The organism is Sphingopyxis terrae subsp. terrae NBRC 15098 (genome assembly GCF_001610975.1).
Lineage (GTDB): Bacteria > Pseudomonadota > Alphaproteobacteria > Sphingomonadales > Sphingomonadaceae > Sphingopyxis > Sphingopyxis terrae_A.
On record NZ_CP013342.1, the window covers coordinates 2798405 to 2820358 of the forward strand.

Sequence of the window (21954 nt, forward strand, 5' to 3'; positions counted from 1 at the left end):
TTCTATCGACGGCCTGCGCGATGACCCGCAGACTGAGGTTCATCGCTTGCGCGCGCGACCTCGGCAACATCGCTCGGGCGGTTGGTTTCTTCGTTCACCCGATCCTGGAAGGACAAGCGGATACGAAGCGCCCTTCAACCCGCAGCTAAGCTGGGACTTTGGGGACAGTTCGGGAGAGAGTGGGATTAGAACTTGGCGGTGCAGGTACCAGACCATCTGGGACCCGACTTGTTGCGGCATCCCAAATTGCCGTTATCTTGGCAGGAGCAGCTGAAGTTTTTGGCCGTAACGGCGCATAAAAACTAATTAAATCAAAGACTTGGCGGAGCGGGAGGGATTCGAACCCTCGATACGCTTTTGACGTATACTCACTTTCCAGGCGAGCGCCTTCGACCACTCGGCCACCGCTCCGCATATTGCACTGGAAGGCGCGCCCTAATCGCTTGGCGGGGCTTTCGCAAGTCGCATGGCCATGGCAGACAGGCGGCATGAAATATCTTCTGCTCGCCGCGGCTGCGGCATCGCTCGCCAGTCCCGTTCAAGCCCAGGAAGCGACTGAGGTGCCGTCGCCGGGCGAGATTGCGGCCGCGGCGCCCGCGAAGGACTGGGTTGCGATCCCGACGTCGGATCTGCTCGTGATGGACCTTGCGCCCGACGCCAAGGGCAAGGCGCGCCGCGTAGTCCTCCAGCTGATGCCCGCGCCGTTCAGTCAGGGTTGGATCGGCAATATCCGCAAGCTCGCCGCCGCTCACTGGTGGGACGGCACCAGCGTCAACCGAGTGCAGGATAATTATGTCGCGCAGTGGGGGGACGCGACCGAGAAGAAGCCTTTGCCCGAGGGTTTGGTAACGGTACCGGAGAGTGAATATTCGGTACTGCCCCACATCTTGGTGGCTCATGAAACCCGTAGTCCGGCCTTGCCGCCGTCCCCGCACCGATCGCGCGGCGATGCGTACGCAGAATTCACCGGTTTTGTCGCAGGCTGGCCTGTCGCCTATGATCATCAGAGCGAATGGCCCATTCATTGCTATGGGATGGTTGGCGTCGGCCGCAACATGTCGCCCGATACCGGTTCGGGCGCCGAGCTTTATGCCGTCATCGGCCACGCGCCGCGCCACCTCGACCGCAATATCGCGCTCGTCGGCCGCGTGATCAGCGGGATCGAGTATCTGTCGAGCCTGCCGCGTGGCACCGGGCCGCTCGGCTTTTACGAGGATGAAGCCGAGCGCGTCGGGATCCGCTCGATCAGGCTTGCCAGCGACCTGCCGGCGGCGGAGCAGCCGCGCTTCGAATATCTGTCGACCGACAGCGATGCCTTCACCGACTATGCCGACGCCCGCGCGAACCGCCGCGATCCCTTCTTCATCCGCCCTGCGGGCGGCGCTGATATCTGCAATATCCCCGTGCCGATCCGGCCCATCGCGGCGAAATAGGCGCGCGTGGAAGATTTCACCGTCACGACGCCGCTCTGGCGCTGGCAGTCGGCGACCGCGCCCGCAGCCTGGTTTTTCCTGACCATCGCGGGTGAGGCGGCAGACGGGATCCGCTTCGCAGCGATCGGCGGACAGTGGCTCGACGGCCGCAAGGGATTCGGGTCGGCAAAGGTCCGCGCGACCGTCGGTGATACCTGCTGGAATACGTCGGTCTTCCCGCACAAGGAAAGCGGCGGCTGGCTGCTGCCGGTCAAAGCGGCTGTGCGCAAGGCGGAGGGCTTGGCGGAAGGCGACGCGGTAACGGTGACGGTCAGTCTTTAAGTGCGTCGCCGGACTTTTCGTCGTGCGTCCGGGCTTCGCGCGTCTGCGCCTTGCGCTTGCGCAGGTTCGCGCGCAGCGCTTCCGCAAGGCGGCGTTCGCGCTCCAAATCGGCGGGGGAAGGCGTCTTGGACATTGCTGCGTCCATGCCCGCGAATTCGGCAAAAGGTCAAGCCTCGCACCTTGACAGGCGCGGGCCGCCCCGCCATAGGCCGCGCCTGCCCAGCGAGTGCGACGCCGCTCCGGGCCCGGATGCTGCTGTAGCTCAGTGGTAGAGCGCACCCTTGGTAAGGGTGAGGTCGAGAGTTCAATCCTCTCCAGCAGCACCATTCCCGATCTGACGAATGAGAATGGTTGTGATTGCCGGCATCCTTGCCGGACCGCCGGAGCGTGACTTGCAATGGCGGTTGCGACCCGCCAAGACGTTGCGATGGTCGATCAAATATTCGCGCCCGAAAACGCCGTATTCAGTGCAGCGCTCCTATTGATGCTTCTCGTCGGCGCCATGCAGGTAACTGGATTGGTCGGTGACCTCGATGCTGCGGACCTGGACGCCGACGGCGATGTGGGGCTGGCCGACGCCGTTCTGGCATGGGCGGGTATCGGCCGGGTGCCGCTATTGATGTGGCTGGTGATCTTTCTGGCGCTGTTCGGAGGTCTGGGGCTTGGGCTGCAGCAGTTGATGACGGCGCTAACCGGAGGCCCGGGTGACAATTTTCTCATGGTGCCGATTACGGCCGTCGCTGCCTTGCCGCCTACCGGAGTCGCGGCGCGCTTGGTCGGTCGGATATTTCCGTCCCTGGAAACCACAGCGATCGACCGCGACGAGCTTGTCGGCCTTTACGCTGAAATAAGCATCGGAACAGCCCGCGCGAGCAATCCCGCACGGGCACGCGTTGTCGATGCGCACGGGCAGGCGCATCAGATCATGGTCGAACCGGATACCGACGATCAGAAATTCGAGACGGGGGAAACCGTCCTGCTGGTAAAGCGCGACGGTGAAATATTTAAGGCCTATTCCCGGGGCGATTTTTATTTACCGCGGCTCGACTGATCGTAAAGTCCCGTGAGGGGCCTTCCGCTTTCGGAAAGCGAATCAACAGCAACGGGTGCTTGAATGATCGAAATTGCTATTTACGCGGGGATCGGCTTTGCCGTTCTACTGATCCTTGGATTGATCATTACGCGGCTCTATCGCCGTGCAACCAAGGAAATAGCCTTTGTCCGGACCGGGTTCCGAGGCGAGCGTGTTGTTATGAACGGCGGCGCTCTGGTTTTACCGGTGCTGCACGAAACCATGCCGGTCAACATGAACACCGTCCGGCTTGCCGTGGAGCGCAAGAATTCCGACGCGCTGATCACGCTCGATCGTTTGCGGATTGACGTGAAAGCGGAATTCTATGTCCGGGTCAGGCCCGACGCGGGGTCGATTGCGATGGCGGCGCAGACGTTGGGATTGCGCACGATGCAACCGGAAGCGCTGAAGGATCTTGTCGAAGGCAAGTTCGTCGATGCGCTGCGTTCGGTTGCGGCGGGCATGACGATGAATCAGCTGCACGAACAGCGCGCAGATTTTGTGCAGAAGGTGCAGCAGGTCAGCTCGAACGATCTTGCCATGAATGGCCTTGAACTGGAATCGGTGTCGCTGACTGGCCTCGATCAAACTTCGATCGAGCATTTCAATGCGAATAATGCCTTCGATGCCGAGGGCCTGACAAAGCTGACCGAGCAGATCGAAGCCCGGAAAAAGACGCGCAACGACATCGAGCAGGATACGCGCGTCCAGATGGAGAGTAAAAATCTGGAGGCTGAGCAGAAATCGCTCGAAATTCGCCGCGAAGAGGAATTCGCCAAGCTGGGGCAAGCGCGTGAAATTGAAATTCGCCGGGCCGAACAGGCGGCCGAAATCGCGCGCGAGCAAGCCCAGCGCAATCAGGAATCCGAAAATGCGAGGATTCAGGCGAAGCAGTTGATCGACGCCAAGCAGATCGAAGCGGATCGTGCCATCGAGGAGGCGCGGATTGCGCAGGAACAGGCTATCGAACTGGCGCGGCAGGAGCAGCAAATCCTGATCCAGAACAAGAGCCGCGAAGAAAGCCAGGCGCGGGCCGAAGCTGATGCCGCGCGTGCGCTCGCGGTGGCGGCGGAGGAACAGGTCGCGACGTCCCGTGAAACCGAGGTCGCGGAGCGTTCGAAGCGGATCGAACTGATTGAGGCGGCGAAAGAGGCCGAGCGTCAGGCCATTTCGGTAAAGGTGGAAGCTGAAGCCGAGAAGGAAGCCGCCGCGAACCGCGCGGCTGCATTGCGGCTGGAGGCCGAGGGTGAGGCCGAAGCCGAAAAGCTGCGTGCGGAGGCTGCACGCGTCCGCTTCGAGGTCGAGGCGGCGGGTCAGCGCGCAATCAACGAGGCGGCAAATATTCTCTCGTCGAACCAGATATCGCTTCAGACCAAAATGGCATTGCTCAAGGTGCTGCCCGAAGTGGTCCGCGAGGCCGCTAAGCCAATGGAGGCGATCGATTCGATCAAGATCGTACAGGTCGATGGTCTTACCCAATCGGGAGGTGCCCCGCTGGCCGGCGATGGGCCGACGGGCGGGAGCGGCAACCTGGCAAGCAATGCCGTCTCAGCAGCGCTCGCCTATCGGGCACAGGCACCGGTCATTGACGGTTTGATGAAGGAACTGGGCTTCGATGGCGGTTCGCTCGATGCACTGGTTAAGGGTGCAACCGAGCTTGAAGAGAATCCGGCGCCGTCGCCAGCGCGTTCGAACCGGAAGGGATCGCCTAGCCGCACTGCGGCGGGCGATGGAGGCGATGAAGGCTGACGGAGCGAAGACGCCCGCCGTCGGGCCTAATGGGGGTTGGACACATGCCGCTGTTCGGATCGGCGTATCGTCGCTAGGGAAGGGGAATTGCTGCTGGGAGTGACGGATCATGGCGAGTGAGGGTGAAGGGCGGGGCGCGGACGGGCGTTGGTCCTTTCTGGTCATCCTGATCGCCATCTCGGCTGCTTTTGCGCTCGTTCTGTGGCCATTTCTGACGGCCATCCTCTGGGCGGTGATCGCGGCGATTCTGTTCACGCCGGTCTATCGCCGCTTGCTCGCGCGCATGCCCCGCTGGCCGAACAGCGCCGCCTTGCTGACCCTGCTACTGATCGTTGGGATCGTCATCCTGCCGGCGGCGATCCTGAGCGTGGCGCTGGTCGGGGAGGCGACGACGGTCTATCTGCGCATCCAGTCGGGTGATATCGACATTGCGCGTATTTTCGCGACCTTGTTCGCCGGACTGCCGGGTTGGGCGACGACCCTGCTTGCCAATCTGGGAGTCAAGGATCTCGCCGACGCGCGCGACATCTTCGGATCGGGCGCGGCCGACGGCGTGCGCGCGGTGCTGGGGCAGGCGCTGCTGTTCGGCCAGAGCATATTCGGGTTGCTCGTGAAGTTGAGTGTCGTGCTCTATCTCTCCTTCTTCCTGCTGCGCGACGGCGATGCGTTGCAGCGCCGTGTTGCGGCCGCCGTGCCGCTGCGCGCCGACCAGCTTGGCCTCCTCGTCGACCGTTTCATCGTGGTGGTGCGCGCGACGATCAAGGGCAGCATCGTTGTCGCGATCATCCAAGGGATGATCGGCGGGACGGTGCTGTGGATGCTCGGGGTTGAGGCGCCGCTGCTCTGGGGCGTGCTGATGGGCGCGGCATCGTTGATTCCCGCGGTGGGAACCGGACTCGTCTGGGTACCGATGGCGCTCTATCTCTTTTTCAGCGGGGCAATCTGGCAGGGAGCGGTGCTCGTTTTTTGCGGCCTCTTCGTCATCGGCATGGTCGACAATCTGCTGCGCCCGATCCTGGTGGGGCGCGAGACGCGCATCCCCGATTATGTCGTGCTGATCACGACACTGGGCGGCCTGCAATTGTTCGGGTTTCACGGCATCGTCATCGGGCCGGTGATCGCGGCGATGTTCATCGCGGTTTGGGATATAGCTGCGCAGATGCGCGGCGAAGCCCTGTCGCCGCCGGCCTAGCGTCCTGACCCTAGATCTTCGCTTCGAGCAGCCAGTCGTGAAACAGCTTGACCGCGGGCTGGCGCAGCGCGCGGGGGCGGCAGACGAACCAGTAGCTGTAAGGGCTGTCGACGTCGAAATCGAACAGACGCACTAGCCGCGGATCCTGCGCGTCGTCGAAATGATGACCGTGCATGAAAGCGACGCCGATGCCTTGTGCTGCAGCCTCTAGCATCAGCGGTCCCGAATCGAAGAAATCGGTCCCCATCGGTTCGAGATACGGCATGCCGATCGCATTGCGCCATTCGTTGAAGGTTTCAGGCATTTCGCGGTGCAGCAGGATCGTCGCGCGCTGCAGCTGTTCGGGCACCGCGATCGGGCGCTCGCCATCGGTCAGCCCCCGTGCAGCAATCGGGAACACCTTGTCCTGATCGAGCCGGGCGGCATAAAGTGCGGGATCAATTGCGCGGGCAAGGGCTATCGCAGCGTCGATGCCTTCGCCGAGCCGCGCTTCACCGTGCGACAGCGTGTCGATGTCGATGTGCAGTTCGGGATGCGCGCGGCGCAGTTCGGGCAGGCGCGGGAACAGGCGCTGCTGCGCAAAGAGCGGAAGCACGTTGAGGTGCAGGCGGACCGACGCGTCGGGGCTGCCGACCTGGCCGATAACGCTGCGTAGTTCGTCGAGGATGGGCGACAACTGGTCCTGCAGGTCGCGCCCTGCCTCGGTCAGTCGCAGCCCATGATGATGGCGGTCGAACAAAGGTCGACCGACGGCATGCTCTAGCGTCTGGATACGGCGCGATAGGGCAGGCATCGAAAGGCCAAGCTCGCTCGCGGCGGCCTTCACCGTGCCATGACGGGCAACCTCCAGAAAGGCTTCCATACTGCTGAGGGGAGGAAGGCGTGGCATGATCTGTCTCGATGGCGATGATGACATGCGTGTCAATCCCGCGCCAGACTTTTGTGCAGTGCGGCATGATTGGTCGGCGGTCCGAGGGTCGCAAATCGGGAACTGCCGTCCTATCTCTGCCGTTCTGAACTCTTTGTGGGAGATTGGCGTTGGCCGACGCACCGGTAAAAGAAAAGCAGGTCAAGCTTCAGGTGGCGACTCTGCGCGCAGAAGAAAGCGGCGCGGGGATCGCCCGGATTCCGCGCACCGCAATGGTCGAACTCGGCGTGACCGAGGGCGATGTCATCCAGATCAGTGGCAAGCGCGACACCGCGGCGCGTGTGGTCGCACCGTACGCCGAGGATGAGGGGATCGAGGTGATCCGCCTCGATGGTCTGCAACGCGCCAATGCGGGCGCCGGCGCGGGCGATATGGTGCACCTGAGCCGGGTCGAGATGCGGCCCGCGACACGCGTCGTTTTCGCGCCTGCACAGGAAAATCTGCGGCTGCAGGGCTCGGCCAATGCGCTCAAGCGCAGTTTCTTCGGCCGTCCGCTGGTCGCCGGCGATACGGTCGCGACCGCCGGGCAACAGCGCGTTCCCGCAGGCGATATGCCGCCGCAACTGCGCCAGATGCTCAACGCGCCCGCTTATGCGCTCGCCGAGGTGCGCCTGCTTGTTGTCTCGGCGAACCCGAAGGGCGTCGTGTTCATCGACGAAAGCACCGAAGTCGAGCTGCTGCCCGAATATCAGGAACCGCAGGACGCGCGGCGCACCGACGTTACCTATGACGATCTGGGCGGGCTTGGTGACACGATCAATCAGCTGCGCGAGATGGTCGAGCTGCCGCTGCGCTATCCCGAACTTTTCCAGCGGCTCGGCGTCGATCCGCCGCGCGGCGTACTGCTCCACGGCCCGCCGGGAACCGGCAAGACGCGGCTTGCGCGCGCTGTTGCGAACGAAAGCGATGCGCAATTCTTCCTGATCAACGGGCCGGAGATCATGGGCAGCGCCTATGGCGAGTCCGAAAAGCGCCTGCGCGAGATTTTCGAGGCCGCGACCAAAGCCGCGCCGTCGATCGTCTTCATCGACGAGATCGACTCGATCGCGCCGAAGCGTGGCCAGGTAACCGGCGAGGCCGAAAAGCGCATCGTCGCGCAGCTTCTGACGCTGATGGACGGGCTCGAACCGCGCACCAATCTGGTGGTCATTGCGGCAACAAACCGCCCCGACGCGATTGACGAGGCGCTGCGTCGTCCTGGCCGCTTCGACCGCGAGATCGTGATCGGTGTGCCCGATGAGAGCGGGCGCCGCGAGATACTCGCGATCCATACCCGCGGCATGCCGCTGGGTGACGACGTCGATCTGGGCGAGCTTGCGCGCACGACCTTTGGTTTTGTCGGGGCGGACATGGCCGCGCTGACGCGCGAGGCGGCCATCGAGGCGGTGCGGCGGATCATGCCCAAGCTGAACCTTGAGGAAGGAACGATCCCGCCCGAAGTTCTCGCGGAATTGCGCGTGACGCGCGACGACTTTCTGAATGCGCTGAAGCGCGTCCAACCGTCGGCGATGCGCGAGGTGATGGTGCAGGCGCCGAAAACGCGCTGGAGCGACATCGGAGGGCTCGACGCGGCGCGCGACAAGATGATCGAGGGCATCGAACTGCCGCTCAAACATCCCGAAGCGTTCCGCCGGCTGGGTATCCGCGCCGCCAAGGGCTTTCTGCTCTACGGCCCGCCAGGCACGGGTAAGACCTTGCTGGCAAAGGCGGCGGCGCGCGAGTCGGATGCGAATTTCATTGCGATCAAATCGTCCGATCTGCTGTCGAAATGGTATGGCGAGAGTGAGCAACAGATTGCCCGGTTGTTTGCACGCGCCCGCGCCGTCGCGCCGACGATCATCTTCATCGACGAACTCGACAGCCTGGTGCCGGCGCGCGGCAGCGGAACGTCGGGTGAGCCGCAGGTGACCGAGCGCGTCGTCAACACGATCCTGGCCGAGATGGACGGAATCGAAGAGATGCAATCGGTGATCGTCATCGGCGCGACAAACCGCCCGAACCTGATCGATCCCGCGCTGCTCCGCCCGGGACGGCTCGACGAATTGATCTATGTCTCGGTTCCGAATGCCGAGGGACGGAGGCGCATTCTAGAGATCCATACCGCCAAAATGCCGCTCGCCGACGATGTGTCGCTCGACGCCCTCGCCGAGCGCAGCGACCGCTTTACGGGCGCCGATCTGGAGGATCTGGTGCGCCGGGCGGGGCTTGCCGCGCTCAAGCGATCGATCGCGAGCGATCTCGTCACCATGGCCGATTTCGAAGCTGCGCTGAAGGATACCCGAGCTTCGGTCACGGAGGCGATGGAGCGCGACTATGAAAAAATCCAGGGCGAGATCAAGCAGCAGGCGATGAGCATCGACCCGATCGGCTTTTTCGCGCCCGGCATGCTGAAACCCGTTCGCGAGCAGAAGCACGCCGATGATGCGAAGGGCTGACGCGAAGCGCTAATGCTCAGTTTGTGGGCTGGTCCTGTCGTAAGGCGGACCAGCCCCAGAGGACGAGCCATCCGCAAAAAGCGGCCATCAGTCCGTAGCTGATCATCGGGTGCCAATTGTAGAGCAGGACGCCGATGGCGGGCGAGATGATATAGGCCGATCCATTGATCGACGCCGTCATCCCGGCGACGCTGCCTTGGTCGCGGCGCGGGACCGAGAGCGAGGCGCCGGCGGTAAATCCGGGCCGGAACAGTCCGAAGCCGAGCGAGGCGAGGGCGAAACCGATGACGATCGCGTGCAAATCCTGCGCCAGCCCGGTCATGAGGATGCCGACGCCCCCAAAAGCGGCGCCGTACAGGACGGTGGTGCGCGGGGTCATCTTGAGCAGCGGGATCAGCCCCCATTGCGAGAGCAGCGTCGCAAAGGCGCCGGCCATCAGCACGATACCCGTAATCGCTGCGCCTTCGTCGGGCCTCAGACGCAGATGCAGCCGGTCGAGAATGAGAAAGCCGATGACGCCGAGCATCATCGCCTGCGCCTGACCGCCGAAAAATCCCGCGAGCAGCCATGGGCGCACGCGCCGGTCGCGCCAGCCGAGCGATTCCTGCTCGGCGGGGTCGAGTTCATTCTCATCCTCGGCGGTCGGTTCGCCCGGTCCTGCGGAGAGCGGATAGGAGGCGATCGCACCGCGTGCCGCGAAGCGCGGCATATCGTCGGGAAGCCGCCAGCGCAGCATCACAAGCACCGTGAGGCCGATCAGGGCAAAGACGAGCAACGGCCCTGCAAGGCCGAAGATCGGGAGGATGAAGAAGGGCGCAACCGCGGGGCCGATCACCGTGCCGAGCCCGAAGGAGGAGGAGACCAGCGACAACGCCTGCGTGCGCTCCTCGGGATCGGTGCGTGCGGCAACATAGGCCTGGACCGCGGGCGGCGCGGCCGATCCAAAGCCGCCATAAAGACTGCGGAACAGCGCGAAGAGAATGAAGGTCGCGCCGGCGGCGAGCCAGCCCTGGAGCCCGGCCCACAAGGTCACGCCGCACAGCGCCATCGACAGGAAAAAACCGATGATTCCGCGCGCCATCAGCACCTTGCGCCCGCGCTTGTCCGACTGGCGCGCCCAATAGGGAGCGGTAAGCACCCAGAGCAAGGCCGACCAGCTGAACGCCAGGCTGACCCAGACATCGGGGATGTGAAGCTTGGCGCCGATGGCGGGAAGGATCGACTGCATTGCGGTATTGCCCGCGGCGGCGACGAGCATGATGGCGAAGAGGACAGCCATGCGATCGGCCGGAATCGAGCGCGTCATATTGCTCAATTCGTCCTCCCCCTGTTTTCCAACCATTTACCGCAAGTGCCTGTTTCCCTACACGCCGCCGGGCGTCTGTCCAGTGTCAAGACAGACTCTTTTCTTGCGCCGCCGCCACGATTTTGCCACTCCACCAAGAACCGCAACAACGCGAAAGCCATCATGACCAATCCGCGGGCGCAGGCCCAAGAATCGAAAATCGCGATGTCCCGTCGGATCCGCGAGAGGCTGAAGCGATTTTTTGGCCCTTGGGGTATGTTCGTGAAGGGATTCATCAAGCATCCCGTCATGGTCGGGTCGATCGTGCCCTCGTCACCGACGCTGATCCGCCACATGCTGCGGCCCGTCGACTGGAAGAATACCAAGCTGTTCGTCGAATATGGCCCCGGCGTCGGCACCTTTTGCCGCCCGGTGCTCGAACGGCTGGCGGGCGATGCGATGCTGATCGCGATCGACACGAACGAGGATTTCATCGCCTATCTGCGCAAGGAGATCCGCGACAGCCGCTTCGTTGCGGTGCATGGCTCCGCGGCAGACGTTGAAGAAATCGTCAAGGCGCACGGTTTCGACAAGGCCGATTATGTGCTGTCGGGTCTGCCCTTTTCGACGCTCCCGGCAGGCGTCGGGCCGGCGATCGCGGCAGCGACGCACCGCGTGCTACGCCCGGGCGGGGCCTTCCTCGTCTATCAGTTCCGCGCCCGCGCCCGCGATTTTCTCGCGGCACATTTCAAGCGTATCGACAATGCCTTCGAATGGGTCAATGTCCCGCCCTGCTTTCTGTTCTGGGGCTGGAAAGACTGAGCGCTGTCAAAGCTCGGGATCGGGTTCGGCGAGCCCGAAATTCAGCCGCCGCGATACCGTATAATCGGCCACACCGACCACGAACCAGGCAAGCGTCCAGCGCAGCCGGGTCAGCCAGCCAGCGCGGGCCTTGTGCGTTTCGGCGGTGATCACGTCGCAATCCTCTTCGAGTCCTGCGACGAAACCGCGCATGCGCTGTGCAAAGTCCGCATCCGCGATCCGCACCATGATCTCGACATTCACGAACAGGCTGCGCACGTCGAAATTGGCCGATCCGATATAGACGATGTCGTCGATGACGATCAGCTTAATGTGCAATTTGCACGGCCGATATTCCCAAACCGCCCCGCCTTTGCGCAGAAGATAGCCGTAGAGAAGGCGCGAGGCGCCGATCGTTGCGGCATTGTCAGATTTGCTCGCCATGACGAAACGTGCGCGCCCGAAGCGCGCGACGCGCCCGAGCCGGCGCAACATCCCCTGCGTCGGCGAGAAATAGGCCATCGCCATGTCGAGTTGCCGCGCCCCCTCGAGATCGGCGCGCACGGCGCGCGCCCATGGTGAGAGGCGCTGCGTCGGTCCGCCGACAAGCCAGGTCACGGCGCCATTTTCGACCGGCCATTCGCGGATCAGCCGCCGGAGCATGAGAAGCTTTCCGTCATGATGGACGGCATAGTCGCGGATTTGCGCGAACCACTGGGCGGCGCGCGCGACGCTCGGCCCGCGCAGGACCATCCCCAGATCGAACCAGCAGTCGGGGCGCGGTGCGCTCAGATAGTCGTCGGATATGTTGAAGCCGCCGGTGATCGCGATATCGCCGTCGATCAGGATCAGCTTTTGGTGGTTGCGGATCAGATAGCTCGATCGCCAGCGGCGGGAGAAATAGGTCACTTCGCCGCCTGCGTCGCGCAGCGGCACGAAGATGTTGTCGGACGTGTTCGACGATCCGAAACTGTCGATGACCGCGCGCACGCGGACGCCGCGCCGCGCCGCGCGGGCAAGGGCTTCTAGAACGTCGGTCCCTGCGCCGTCGCCCTCGAAGATATACATGACGAGATCGATGCTGCGGATAGCGCCATTGATCAGGGCGAGCAACCGGTCGAGCCGCGCGGCGCCGTCGAACAGCAGCTCGATCCGGTGCCCCGCCACATCGGCGCTCCAATGCAATCGCTCGCGGGCGGGGGCAGGGGGTTCGGTCATCGTGCCCCTGTCATAAGCAGGAGCCTCGAAGCGCCGCAAGCACCCCGGTTTTGTTGACATATCGGGTGCCGCCTGCTAGCGCGCAGCGCTTGCCGCCATGCCCATCGGGCTGGCCTCTCCTCATCTAAGGAAACAAGATGGCCCGCGTTACCGTCGAAGATTGCGTCGACAAAGTTCCCAACCGTTTCGATCTGGTGCTGCTTTCGGCGCATCGCGCCCGCGAAATTTCGGGCGGCTCGGAGCTGACCATCGATCGCGATCGCGACAAGAATCCGGTCGTCGCGCTGCGCGAGATCGCCGAACAGACGATTCGCCCCGTCGACCTCAAGGACGCGCTCACCGGATCGCTGCAGAAGGTTGTCGTCGACGATGACGATACGCCCGATGAAATCAGCTCGATCGCGCGCTCGGCCGAGGCGCTTCGCCTCACCGCCGCTGCGCCGCCGCGCAGCCCTGCGGGCGGCGGTGCCGATTTCGACTGAGGTCGACGAATGCATCACCGGAGGGGGCCGCGGGAAACCGCGGCCCTTCTTCGTTGGCGCGGCGTCTCGGTCGGGACGCTCAGGGAAGCTGCGCAAGCTCGGCGACACGGATCGCGCGCGAGGCGAGCATCGGTTCGATGATGATGCCGATGCGCCGTGCACGCGGTGACGCGACCTCGACATTATAGAGGCTGTTCGCGACGACATCGGCGATCTGCACGCCGTCCGAGCGGCGGCTGTCGGCGAGCGACGCGCGGCCCCAGCCGCCGAGCCCGGTCTGGATCGCCTCGCGGACATTTTCGAGAATTTTGGGATCGTAGCGGCCGTCGTCGATCACCACGTCGCTGCACACGCCGCCGGTTTCGGGAAGCCAGCTTCCGATCGCGAGATCAAGAAGCGCCGCGTAGAGCGCCAGATCGCTTGTCGGCTGGCCGTTGGCCGGCGGCTGGAGCCGCGCGCGTTTGGCGACGGCCACCCAGGCGCGTCCGCCGGCCCGGTCGAAAAGTTCGAGGAGATAGGCGCGCTCGGTCAGGCTGATACGGCTGCCCTTGAGTTCGCCGCGCAGGCCCGTCACGGCGCGAAAGCGCGCATGGATTTGCGCCGCGGCTTCGGGGGTAAGCATCACAGCGGCAAAGGTCATCGCACCGGCATTGAGGCCGCCCGATTCGTCGCAATAGATGGTCATGCCTGCGCCGCGCCCCGTACGTCGATCATTTGACGCGGCCGAAAAAGGCAACCGAGCGCGATCCGCCTGCCGGTACGGCGGTGCTCCAGAGCCAGCGGACGTGGGTCACGTCGGCATCGGTCGCCGCGCGCGGCGTTCCATCGGCGCCCGGGAGGGTGAGTCCCGCAAGATCGCCGAAGCTCTTGCCGCCGTCGACCGAGACACTGAAATCGGCGCGGTCGTTGGTGCCGTCGAAGGCCAGCCCCGCGGGGATCGGGTTGACGATGCGAACCCCCGTCGCCGGGCTGGGCCCGGGATTGGCGAACAGCAGCGTGACGCGCACGCGGTCGCCGGGAACGACCACGTCCGGGGCGACATAGGATTTGACGGGCTTGCCGCTGGCGACGCCGCTGATCTTCTCGAGTTCCACCGTAGAGGTCAGCGCACCCTTTTCCTGCGCGGCGACCATGGGCGCCGCGGCGCCAAGGCCCGCCGCGAGAATATATGCGATAAGCCTGCCGCGCATCATCTGGTCCTTCGAAAGGTGAAAATTGATCTGCTCAAGCAGGGCAGGGATAGCGTTTCCGCATCAGCCCGTCGAACGCCATGTTGATCGTCGTGCGGCTGCGGCTCTGCGGCGGATAGGTGCGAAGATGCGCGAGCCATTGCTCGGGGGTCAGCGTGCCGCTCTTGGGCGGGCAACTCGCCGATTTGCGCCCCGCTTTGCGGTCGGCCTCGATCCGCGCCTGATAGCGTTTGCCCGCCGCGATGACTTCGCTCTTGAGCCGGTCCGCCTCGGGCATGGCAAGCGCAAGCGGACCCAGCCGCTGCAGCGCTTCGGCGCGCTGGAGAAAGGCCGCTACGCTCATGTCGCCGGGCGACGCCGCGGTCAGAGCCAGCCAGGCGGCCAAGGCCGAAGCCATTTCGATGCGCTGCGTCCTGCCGTTCATCATGCCGCCGAAATCTCTCCCGCGCCCTGAATGCCGGCTGAATCGGCGATCGTCACGCGCCTTGTGGATGCGTGTCGCCAAAGGGGCGCGGTTTGCGCTTGATCTGCGGCAGGCCGCCAGCGTGCCCTTGAATGGGGGCGCCGGGCTTGTTCGCGTCGCTGTCGCGGCCAATGTCCTCGCCCTTGATCGCGCGGCGCGCCTCCTCGCCCGACAGCGTCTCATATTCGAGCAGCGCTCCTGCAAGCAGATGCAGCTCGTCGAGATGGTCGGTGAGCACCTTGCGCGCCGTCTTCTCGCCGTCCTCGACGAGGCGGCGGACTTCGGCGTCGATCAGCTTGGCGGTCTCCTCGGACATATTCTGCGCGCGCGAGACGCTGTGGCCGAGGAAAACCTCGTCCTGATTGTCGCGGTAGCGCAGCCAGCCGAGCTTGTCGGACATGCCATATTCCATGACCATCGAGCGCGCCATGTCGGTGGCCTGCTGGATGTCGTTCGACGCACCGGTATTAAGCTCGTCCTTGCCGTAGATGAGCTGTTCGGCGATGCGGCCGCCGAAGCAGAGCGCGAGGCGCGCCTTCATCTGCTTCATGCTCATCGAATAGCGGTCGCGTTCGGGAAGGTTCCACGTCACGCCCAGCGCGCGGCCGCGCGGGATGATCGTCACCTTGTGCAGCGGATCATTATGCTCGACATGGATCGACACGAGTGCGTGGCCCGCCTCGTGATAGGCGGTCGCCTTCTTTTCGTCCTCGGTCATCACCATCGAACGGCGTTCGGCGCCCATGAGCACCTTGTCCTTGGCTTCCTCGAACTCGCCCGACGCGATCAGGCGCTTGCCCTTGCGCGCCGCAAGCAGCGCGGCCTCGTTGGCGAGGTTGGCAAGGTCGGCGCCCGAAAAGCCGGGCGTGCCGCGCGCGATGCGGCGCAGGTCGACGTCGGGGGCGAGCGGCTTCTTGCGCGTATGGACCTCGAGGATCTTCTGGCGGCCTTCGATGTCGGGGCGCGGGACGACGACCTGGCGGTCGAACCGGCCCGGACGCAGCAGCGCGGGATCGAGAACGTCGGGACGGTTGGTCGCGGCGACGATGATAATGCCCTCGTTCGCTTCGAAGCCGTCCATTTCGACGAGCAGCTGGTTGAGCGTCTGTTCGCGCTCGTCATTGCCGTTGCCGAGGCCGGCACCGCGATGGCGGCCGACCGCGTCGATTTCGTCGATGAAGACAATGCACGGCGCGTTGCGTTTCGCCTGCTCGAACATGTCGCGGACCCGGCTGGCGCCCACGCCGACGAACATTTCGACGAAGTCTGAACCCGAGATGGTGAAGAAGGGGACGCCCGCCTCGCCCGCGATCGCGCGAGCGAGCAGCGTCTTGCCGGTCCCCGGCGAGCCGACGAGCAGTGCGCCCTTCGGAATCTGACCGCCAAGCTTTGAAAATTTGGTGGGGTCCTTCAGGAATTCGACGATTTCCTGCAACTCCTCGCGCGCCTCGTCGATGCCCGCGACATCGTCGAAGGTCACGCGGCCCTGCTTCTCGGTAAGCATCTTCGCGCGGCTCTTGCCGAAGCCCATCGCGCCCGACCCGTTATTTTTCTGAACCTGGCGGAAAACGAAGAAAGCGATGCCGAGGATCAACATGAAGGGCAGCGCCTGGATCAGCAGATAGACCCAGATATTGCCCTGATCGGTCGGCTTGCCGTCATATTTGACGCCATTGTCGTTGAGCAGCTTGAGCAGTTCGGGATCGCGGACGATATTGGCCGAAAAGCTTTCGCCGCTGTTCAGCTTGCCGGAAACGCGGTCGTCGGAGAGGACGACTTCCTTCACCGCGCCTTCCTGAACCTTTTGACGGAACTCCGAATAAGCCATCGGAGAACCCGTGCCCTGCGAGGCGCCGCCGAACATCGACGCGACGAGGAGCATGGCAAGCAGAATGCCGCTCCAGATCATCACGCTCTTCATCCAGGGGTTGCCCTGCGGTTCCTTGTCGTCCTGCATTCGGAGAATATCCCAATCAACGCCAGCATCGCGAGAAGCCGCGACCATAGGCTGCAAGATAGGAATATCCGGTTAAATGACAATGCGCCAAGCGCGATAAATTCAGCTTTTCCGCCGCGGCGCCGAGGAAATGCGCCAGATTGAGCCGTCGCGCTCGCCCGCGGCGTCGATCAACAGGCTGCCGACCATTGCGCGCCGGCCCTCGCGCATCGCCGCGATGACCGTGTCGAGGGTGACGCCCCGCAGCACGAGTCGCGGGTCGGCATGCGAAAGGCGGCGCATGACGATGCGGCGGAAAAGCTCGGGCGGATAGCCGAGATCGCGGATGACGGCCGTGTCGTCGACCTCGGGCCAGCTCGTGATCGCCTGGTCGACAGCCCAGTCGAGCGCCTCGTCGGCTTCGGCGAGCCAGCGCGCCGAGCGCGCGGCGGCTTCGGCGTCGATCGTGGACTGATAGCGCAGCGCATGGCGCAGCCGCGCCCGGTCGAAGCGCTCGTCACTGTTCGACGGGTCGTCGACGAACGGAATGTCCTGGTCGAGCGCGAGCCGCGTCAGGTCCATGTGCCGCCAGCCGAGCAGCGGGCGCAAAACCTGGCCGTTGCGGGCGCGGATCGAGGCAAGGCCGCCGACGCCGCTGCTGCGGTTGAGCCGCATGATCATCGTTTCGAGCTGATCGTCAGCATGGTGCGCGGTGACGATGAAGTCGATTCCCTGTTCGCGGCGCCAGCCGTCGAGCAGATCATAGCGCGCCGAGCGCGCGGCGGCCTGCAGCGAGCCCGCAATTGGACTATCCGGCGTCAGCGTCGCGTGGGGAATATGTTCACGCGCGCAGAAGGCCGCGACCATGCGCGCCTCTTCGGCCGAACCGCTGCGCAATCCGTGATCGACCGTCGCCGCCCGGACCTGCCCGGGCAGCAGCGAAGCCATCAGCCAGAGCAGCGCCATGCTGTCCGGGCCACCCGATACGGCGACGCCATAGTCACGGCGATGCCAGTCGGCGCCGACGAGCGCGGCGAGTTCGCCGCCGAGCCGCTCGACGGCGTCGCTGTCAACAGCCTGCTTTTGCTTTTGCGGCGGCAGCATCGTCGCGGACATCCTTCGGTGCCTTGTCGCCATAGACCTCATCCAGTTCGCGGAAGGCCTTGCAGGCGTCGGCTTTGCGCCCGAGCTTGTCGAGCGCTACTCCCATATACATCAGGCTGTGCGGCGCGCGGGGCCCGCTCGGCCGATCCTTGTAATTATTATAGAAAGCGACGGCGGCAAGGCTGGGCTTGCCTTCATCGAGATAGGCGCGCCCGAGCAGGTTCTGCGCATAGCTTGCCTGGTTGCTCTTCGGCCATTTTGCCACGACCTGTTTGAGCTGCGCCTGCGCCTCGGGATAGAGTTTGGCATCCCACAGGCGGAAGCCGTAGGTATAGGCATCTTCGGCTTCGTTGCCGGTCGCCGGAATTTCGACCTTCTTGACGAGCGCGAGCCGGTTGGCGTCGGGTTTGCTCGCGGCGGGCGTCGTCGTCGAGGGCTTTTTGGTGGTCGTGGTCGTCGACGCCTGCGTCACCGTGGCAGGCTTGGTCGCCCCCGAACCCGATGCAAGCGGCAGACTTGCCGGGGTTTCACCGCCAATGGCGGGGGCGGCAAGGCGTTTTTCCATTTCGGCCTTATAGGCGGCGAACTGCTTTTCGAGTTCGCGTAGCTGATAGCTGTTCTGCTCGGTCTGGCCGGTGAGGGTCTGAAGCTGGGCTTCGAGCGCATCGACGCGCGCGGTGAGGTCGATGACCGGGGCATTGCCCTTCGCGCGCTCGCCGGGCGTGTTGTCGGGTGCGATCTCGCCCTCGAAGAAGGCGGGGCTGCCGCCGGGGAAAACCGAGCGCTGGACCGCCCGCATTTCCTTTTCCAACCGCTCGACGCGCTTGTCGATCCCGGCGTCCTGCGCCTGTGCAACAGGCGCCGCTGTCAGCGCGATCATTGCCGCGCCGATCAAAGACCCTTGTAACTTCCTCATCTGCCGTGCGGCCCCCACCAGTTAACTATCTTGTCTCTATGCTCTCATAACGCCGCAAACGGCGGATACGCAAACCCATTTCGGCGCGCGGCCGCGTCGATCCGTCGGGAACGGAGACGAATCAGGGGCGCGCGGAGGCGCCTTTCGCCTTGGGCAGCGGCACCGTCGCGGTACTGCCGCTTCCTTCGGCGCGCGCCACGAGGTCGGCGGGTTTGAGCGAGATTCCCTTGACGAGCGTATCGGCGGGGCCGGTCGCGCCGACGTCGCGGCCGCCGACGGTGATCTTGAGCGCCTGCGGGCGGCTCGTGCGCAGCGTGAACTGCTCGATATAGGCTGCGGGAACCTCATAGGTTTCGCCGGCGTCGAGCGTCCGCCAATTCTCGGTCTTGCCGGTCGCATCGTCGAACCCGATCCACACTTCGGAAAGGCCGGTAAGCACGACGGGGGCGTTTGCCGGCACTGCCGCGTTCGGCGCGCCCGCCTTGGGGGTGCCTGCCGCCGGGGTGGCGGCAGCAGGGGCTTCTGACGCGTCGGCGTCGGCATTTTGTGCCGCGATCAGCGCCTCATCGGGTTCTACCGACAGGAAGCGCCACACGCCATAGGCCGAGACCAGCAAGAGCGCGACGATGACGAGCGTCCAGGTCAACCGTGCGGTCGGCAGGCGGGCGGGGTCGGTCGGCTCATAAGCTTCGTAGAGCGGCCGCGCGCCATATTCATCCTCGTCGAGTTCGCGGCGAAGCTCGGCGGCGATTTCGGCTTCGGGCAGATCGAGCGCGCGGGCATAGGCGCGGGCGAAGCCGGTGACATAAGTTCGGCCCGGAAGTTCCGAGAATTCCGAGTTTTCTATGGCCTGAAGATGCCGCTGGGTCACACGCGTACGCGTCGCGATGTCGGCGAGCGAAAGCCCCGCCGCCTCGCGCGCTAGGCGAAGCCGGTCGCCGGTGCGCGTGATCGCCAACTCGCCCTGCTGCGGGGCGACGTCCTCATCTGCCATTGCTGTCTCCGTGCCGGTCGCTTGCAACCCGTTTCGACCGTGTCGCCTCGTTCTCGCATTGTGGACGCGCGAAAGTCAAATGAAGTTCCGCAAACAACAGGCCGAAAGGAAGCGGATTCCGGACTGCCGGAAAAGCCGACTTGCCGAGACGAGGGCAGGGCAGGGAACATTCGCCGCCGCTCATCCGTTCCATTCTCAGTTCCCGCGAAACAAAGCGCGCGAATCCGGATGATTAGGTGTCGAAAGGAATTCATCATGTTCAAATGGGCGTTGATCTTCGCCGTGATCGCATTGCTCGCGGCCGTTCTCGGCTTTTCCGGCGTGGCCGGCGCGGCGGCCGGGATTGCCAAAATCCTCTTCTTCGTCGGCTTGGCCCTGGTTGTTCTCTTCCTCGTCCTCGGTTCGGCCGCGGCGAAGAAGATCAGCTGACAGGTCGCGACATAAGCGACGAAAAAAAGCGGGCGGCTTCAAGTCGCCCGCATTTTTTGTGCGCAATCGGGGGGGCGGCTCCTGCCGCCATCCGGCGATGGGGCGCTAGCTGTCAGAGCACATATTTGCTGAGATCTGTGTCCCCCACGACATCGGCGAGTTGCTTGTCGACATAGGCGGCGTCGATTTCGAGCGTCGTGCCGGGCATATCCTCGGCAGTGAAGCTCACTTCCTCGACAAGCCGCTCCATGATCGTCTGGAGCCGGCGGGCCCCGATATTCTCGACCTTTTCGTTCACCTCTGCCGCGAGCCGGGCGACGCGTGCGATCGCATCGGCGGTGAAGCTGAGCGTGACCCCTTCGGTCCCGAGCAGCGCGGCATATTGCTCGGGCAGGCCCGCCTTGGTTTCGCTGAGGATGCGAACGAAATCCTCCTCGCTTAGCGCCCCCAGTTCGACGCGGATCGGCAGGCGACCCTGCAATTCGGGGAGCAGGTCGCTGGGCTTGGCGACGTGGAACGCGCCGCTGGCGATGAAGAGGATATGATCGGTCTTCATCGGCCCATATTTGGTTGCGACGGTCGTCCCTTCGATGAGCGGCAGCAGGTCGCGCTGGACGCCCTCGCGGCTGATCGAGCCGCCGCGCACGTCGCTGACCGCGATCTTGTCGATCTCGTCGAGGAACACGATGCCATTGGCTTCGGCATCGGCGAGCGCGACGCGCGCGACATCGTCCTGATCGAGCCGCTTGTCCTGCTCTTCCTCGATCAGCCGCGTCGCAGCGTCTATGACCTTCATCTTGCGGCGCTTCTTGGGCAGGCCGCCCATCGCCTTGCCGAGCATGTCGGAGAGGTTGATCATGCTCATCTGGCCGGGCTGTCCGGGCAGATCGAACGGCATGCCGGGGGCGTCGGAGACCTCGATTTCGACCTCGCTATCGTCGAGATGACCTTCGCGGATACGCTGGCGGAAGCTCTGGCGTGTAGCTTCGCTGGCGCCCTTGCCCGTCAGGGCGTCGAGCAGCCGCTCCATCGCAGCTTCTTCGGCGGCCGCGCGCACCGCGCCGCGGCGGCGATCTTTCTCGAGGCGCACCGCTTCCTCAACCAGGTCGCGGGCGATCTGCTCGACGTCGCGGCCGACATAGCCGACTTCGGTGAACTTGGTCGCCTCGACCTTGATAAAGGGGGCGTCGGCAAGCTTGGCCAGGCGGCGCGAAATCTCGGTCTTGCCGCAGCCGGTGGGGCCGATCATCAGGATATTCTTGGGGCTGACCTCATCGCGTAAGTCGGGCGCGAGCTGCTGGCGGCGCCAGCGATTGCGGAGCGCAACGGCGACCGCGCGCTTGGCGTCCTTCTGGCCGATGATGTGCGTGTCGAGTGCGGCGACGATCGCCTTCGGAGTCAAATCCTTGTTCATGATATTATGCCTGAATTTCGATGGTTTCGAGCGTGGTCTGGTCGTTGGTGTAGACGCAGATATCGGCGGCGACCTGCATCGCCTTTTTCGCCAGCACCTCGGGGTCCTTTTCATAATCGGCGAGTGCGCGCGCCGCCGACAGCGCGAAATTGCCGCCCGAGCCGATCGCGGCGATGCCGCCGAGCGGTTCGAGGACGTCGCCGTTGCCGGTGATGACGAGCGTTACTTCCTTGTCGGCGACGATCATCATCGCTTCCAGATTGCGCAGATATTTGTCGGTGCGCCAGTCCTTGGCGAGTTCGACGGCCGCGCGCAGCAACTGTCCATTATGGCGTTCGAGCTTGGCTTCGAGCCGCTCGAACAGGGTGAAGGCGTCGGCGGTCGCACCCGCGAAGCCGCCGATTACGCTGCCGTCGTGAAGGCGGCGGACCTTGCGGGCGTTGGGCTTCATCACCGTCTGCCCCATCGACACCTGACCGTCGCCGATTACGACGACCTTGTCTGCGTTGCGGGCGGAGAGGATGGTGGTTCCGTGCCAGGGCGCGTCACGGTGCGCGGTCGATTGGGTCATGCGGCGCGATATGGGTAAAGC

22 protein-coding genes and 2 tRNA genes are annotated in these 21954 nt (G+C 64.2%); 10 read left to right on the forward strand and 14 right to left on the reverse strand.

Annotation, left to right across the window (positions count from 1 at the left end; all coding sequences use genetic code 11):
* Nucleotides 1-320 precede the first annotated feature (320 nt).
* Nucleotides 321-411, reverse strand: a tRNA-Ser gene (locus AOA14_RS13370).
* 77 nt (nt 412-488) lie between these two features.
* Between AOA14_RS13370 and AOA14_RS13375 the strand changes: the two genes are divergently transcribed.
* Together AOA14_RS13375 and AOA14_RS13380 are read left to right on the forward strand one after the other, a co-directional pair.
* Entirely contained in the window at nt 489-1433 is a 945-nt protein-coding gene (locus AOA14_RS13375) for a peptidylprolyl isomerase (protein WP_062902153.1), read from the forward strand.
* Between the two features lie 6 nt (nt 1434-1439).
* The gene (locus AOA14_RS13380; protein ID WP_058812060.1) at nt 1440-1754 is read left to right on the forward strand and encodes a DUF1905 domain-containing protein; all 315 of its coding nucleotides are present in this window, start codon (nt 1440-1442) and stop codon (nt 1752-1754) included.
* On the opposite strand, the gene AOA14_RS19860 is transcribed toward AOA14_RS13380, so the two are convergent.
* A complete protein-coding gene (locus AOA14_RS19860) occupies nt 1744-1887 on the reverse strand; it encodes a hypothetical protein (protein WP_202988500.1) in 144 nt (47 codons plus the stop codon). The two genes, AOA14_RS13380 and AOA14_RS19860, sit on opposite strands and share 11 nt — an antisense overlap.
* 118 nt (nt 1888-2005) lie before the next feature.
* On the opposite strand from AOA14_RS19860, the gene AOA14_RS13385 reads away from it, so the two are divergent.
* The 4 genes from AOA14_RS13385 (at nt 2006) to AOA14_RS13400 (ending at nt 5767) form a co-directional block, all read left to right on the forward strand.
* Nucleotides 2006-2080, forward strand: a tRNA-Thr gene (locus AOA14_RS13385).
* Nucleotides 2081-2181: 101 nt separating this feature from the next.
* Nucleotides 2182-2805: an OB-fold-containig protein gene (locus AOA14_RS13390; protein ID WP_062903163.1), complete on the forward strand. Its 624-nt coding sequence runs from the start codon at nt 2182-2184 to the stop codon at nt 2803-2805.
* Between the two features lie 63 nt (nt 2806-2868).
* Nucleotides 2869-4575, forward strand: a complete 1707-nt coding sequence (locus tag AOA14_RS13395) for a flotillin family protein (RefSeq protein WP_062902154.1) — start codon at nt 2869-2871, stop codon at nt 4573-4575.
* Nucleotides 4576-4684: 109 nt separating this feature from the next.
* Nucleotides 4685-5767, forward strand: coding sequence for an AI-2E family transporter (locus AOA14_RS13400; RefSeq protein ID WP_062902155.1), 1083 nt, complete (start codon nt 4685-4687; stop codon nt 5765-5767).
* Nucleotides 5768-5777: 10 nt separating this feature from the next.
* Here the strand turns inward: AOA14_RS13400 and AOA14_RS13405 are convergent, their stop codons facing one another.
* Entirely contained in the window at nt 5778-6656 is an 879-nt protein-coding gene (locus AOA14_RS13405) for a LysR substrate-binding domain-containing protein (RefSeq protein WP_040590058.1), read from the reverse strand.
* 143 nt (nt 6657-6799) lie between these two features.
* Between AOA14_RS13405 and AOA14_RS13410 the strand changes: the two genes are divergently transcribed.
* Entirely contained in the window at nt 6800-9130 is a 2331-nt protein-coding gene (locus AOA14_RS13410; protein WP_409372268.1) for a CDC48 family AAA ATPase, read from the forward strand.
* A 16-nt stretch (nt 9131-9146) separates the two neighbouring features.
* Here the strand turns inward: AOA14_RS13410 and AOA14_RS13415 are convergent, their stop codons facing one another.
* A complete protein-coding gene (locus tag AOA14_RS13415) occupies nt 9147-10472 on the reverse strand; it encodes an MFS transporter (RefSeq protein WP_062902156.1) in 1326 nt (441 codons plus the stop codon).
* Between the two features lie 168 nt (nt 10473-10640).
* Here AOA14_RS13415 and AOA14_RS13420 point away from each other — a divergent pair, with 168 nt between their 5' ends.
* On the forward strand, nt 10641-11237 hold the full coding sequence (locus AOA14_RS13420) for a class I SAM-dependent methyltransferase (protein ID WP_051066408.1): 597 nt from the start codon (nt 10641-10643) through the stop codon (nt 11235-11237).
* A gap of 6 nt (nt 11238-11243) precedes the next feature.
* Here the strand turns inward: AOA14_RS13420 and AOA14_RS13425 are convergent, their stop codons facing one another.
* A complete protein-coding gene (locus AOA14_RS13425) occupies nt 11244-12434 on the reverse strand; it encodes a phospholipase D-like domain-containing protein (protein ID WP_062902157.1) in 1191 nt (396 codons plus the stop codon).
* Nucleotides 12435-12571: 137 nt separating this feature from the next.
* Here AOA14_RS13425 and rpoZ point away from each other — a divergent pair, with 137 nt between their 5' ends.
* Nucleotides 12572-12916 (forward strand): DNA-directed RNA polymerase subunit omega, encoded by a 345-nt coding sequence (gene rpoZ / locus AOA14_RS13430; protein WP_003044837.1) that lies wholly within the window; start codon nt 12572-12574, stop codon nt 12914-12916.
* 79 nt (nt 12917-12995) lie between these two features.
* Here rpoZ and AOA14_RS13435 read toward each other — a convergent pair whose 3' ends face one another.
* The 7 genes from AOA14_RS13435 to AOA14_RS13465 form a co-directional block, all read right to left on the reverse strand.
* Nucleotides 12996-13601 (reverse strand): DUF3800 domain-containing protein, encoded by a 606-nt coding sequence (locus AOA14_RS13435; RefSeq protein ID WP_062902158.1) that lies wholly within the window; start codon nt 13599-13601, stop codon nt 12996-12998.
* A 25-nt stretch (nt 13602-13626) separates the two neighbouring features.
* Nucleotides 13627-14109 (reverse strand): DUF11 domain-containing protein, encoded by a 483-nt coding sequence (locus AOA14_RS13440; protein ID WP_062902159.1) that lies wholly within the window; start codon nt 14107-14109, stop codon nt 13627-13629.
* Nucleotides 14110-14140: 31 nt separating this feature from the next.
* Nucleotides 14141-14533, reverse strand: coding sequence for a hypothetical protein (locus AOA14_RS13445; RefSeq protein ID WP_062902160.1), 393 nt, complete (start codon nt 14531-14533; stop codon nt 14141-14143).
* Nucleotides 14534-14582: 49 nt separating this feature from the next.
* Complete coding sequence (gene ftsH / locus AOA14_RS13450; RefSeq protein WP_062766467.1) at nt 14583-16526, reverse strand: ATP-dependent zinc metalloprotease FtsH; 1944 nt, start codon at nt 16524-16526, stop codon at nt 14583-14585.
* Between the two features lie 102 nt (nt 16527-16628).
* Nucleotides 16629-17621, reverse strand: a complete 993-nt coding sequence (tilS, locus tag AOA14_RS13455) for a tRNA lysidine(34) synthetase TilS (RefSeq protein WP_062902161.1) — start codon at nt 17619-17621, stop codon at nt 16629-16631.
* The gene (locus AOA14_RS13460) at nt 17575-18489 is read right to left on the reverse strand and encodes a tetratricopeptide repeat protein (RefSeq protein WP_051066407.1); all 915 of its coding nucleotides are present in this window, start codon (nt 18487-18489) and stop codon (nt 17575-17577) included. Before AOA14_RS13460 ends, tilS begins: the two co-directional genes overlap by 47 nt.
* A gap of 157 nt (nt 18490-18646) precedes the next feature.
* A complete protein-coding gene (locus tag AOA14_RS13465; RefSeq protein WP_062902162.1) occupies nt 18647-19519 on the reverse strand; it encodes a helix-turn-helix domain-containing protein in 873 nt (290 codons plus the stop codon).
* 255 nt (nt 19520-19774) lie between these two features.
* Between AOA14_RS13465 and AOA14_RS19340 the strand changes: the two genes are divergently transcribed.
* Complete coding sequence (locus AOA14_RS19340) at nt 19775-19948, forward strand: DUF1328 family protein (protein ID WP_003044814.1); 174 nt, start codon at nt 19775-19777, stop codon at nt 19946-19948.
* Between the two features lie 112 nt (nt 19949-20060).
* Here the strand turns inward: AOA14_RS19340 and hslU are convergent, their stop codons facing one another.
* Together hslU and hslV are read right to left on the reverse strand one after the other, a co-directional pair.
* Complete coding sequence (hslU, locus tag AOA14_RS13470) at nt 20061-21362, reverse strand: ATP-dependent protease ATPase subunit HslU (protein ID WP_003044812.1); 1302 nt, start codon at nt 21360-21362, stop codon at nt 20061-20063.
* A 4-nt stretch (nt 21363-21366) separates the two neighbouring features.
* A complete protein-coding gene (gene hslV, locus AOA14_RS13475) occupies nt 21367-21933 on the reverse strand; it encodes an ATP-dependent protease subunit HslV (protein WP_058812084.1) in 567 nt (188 codons plus the stop codon).
* Between the last annotated feature and the right edge of the window lie 21 nt (nt 21934-21954).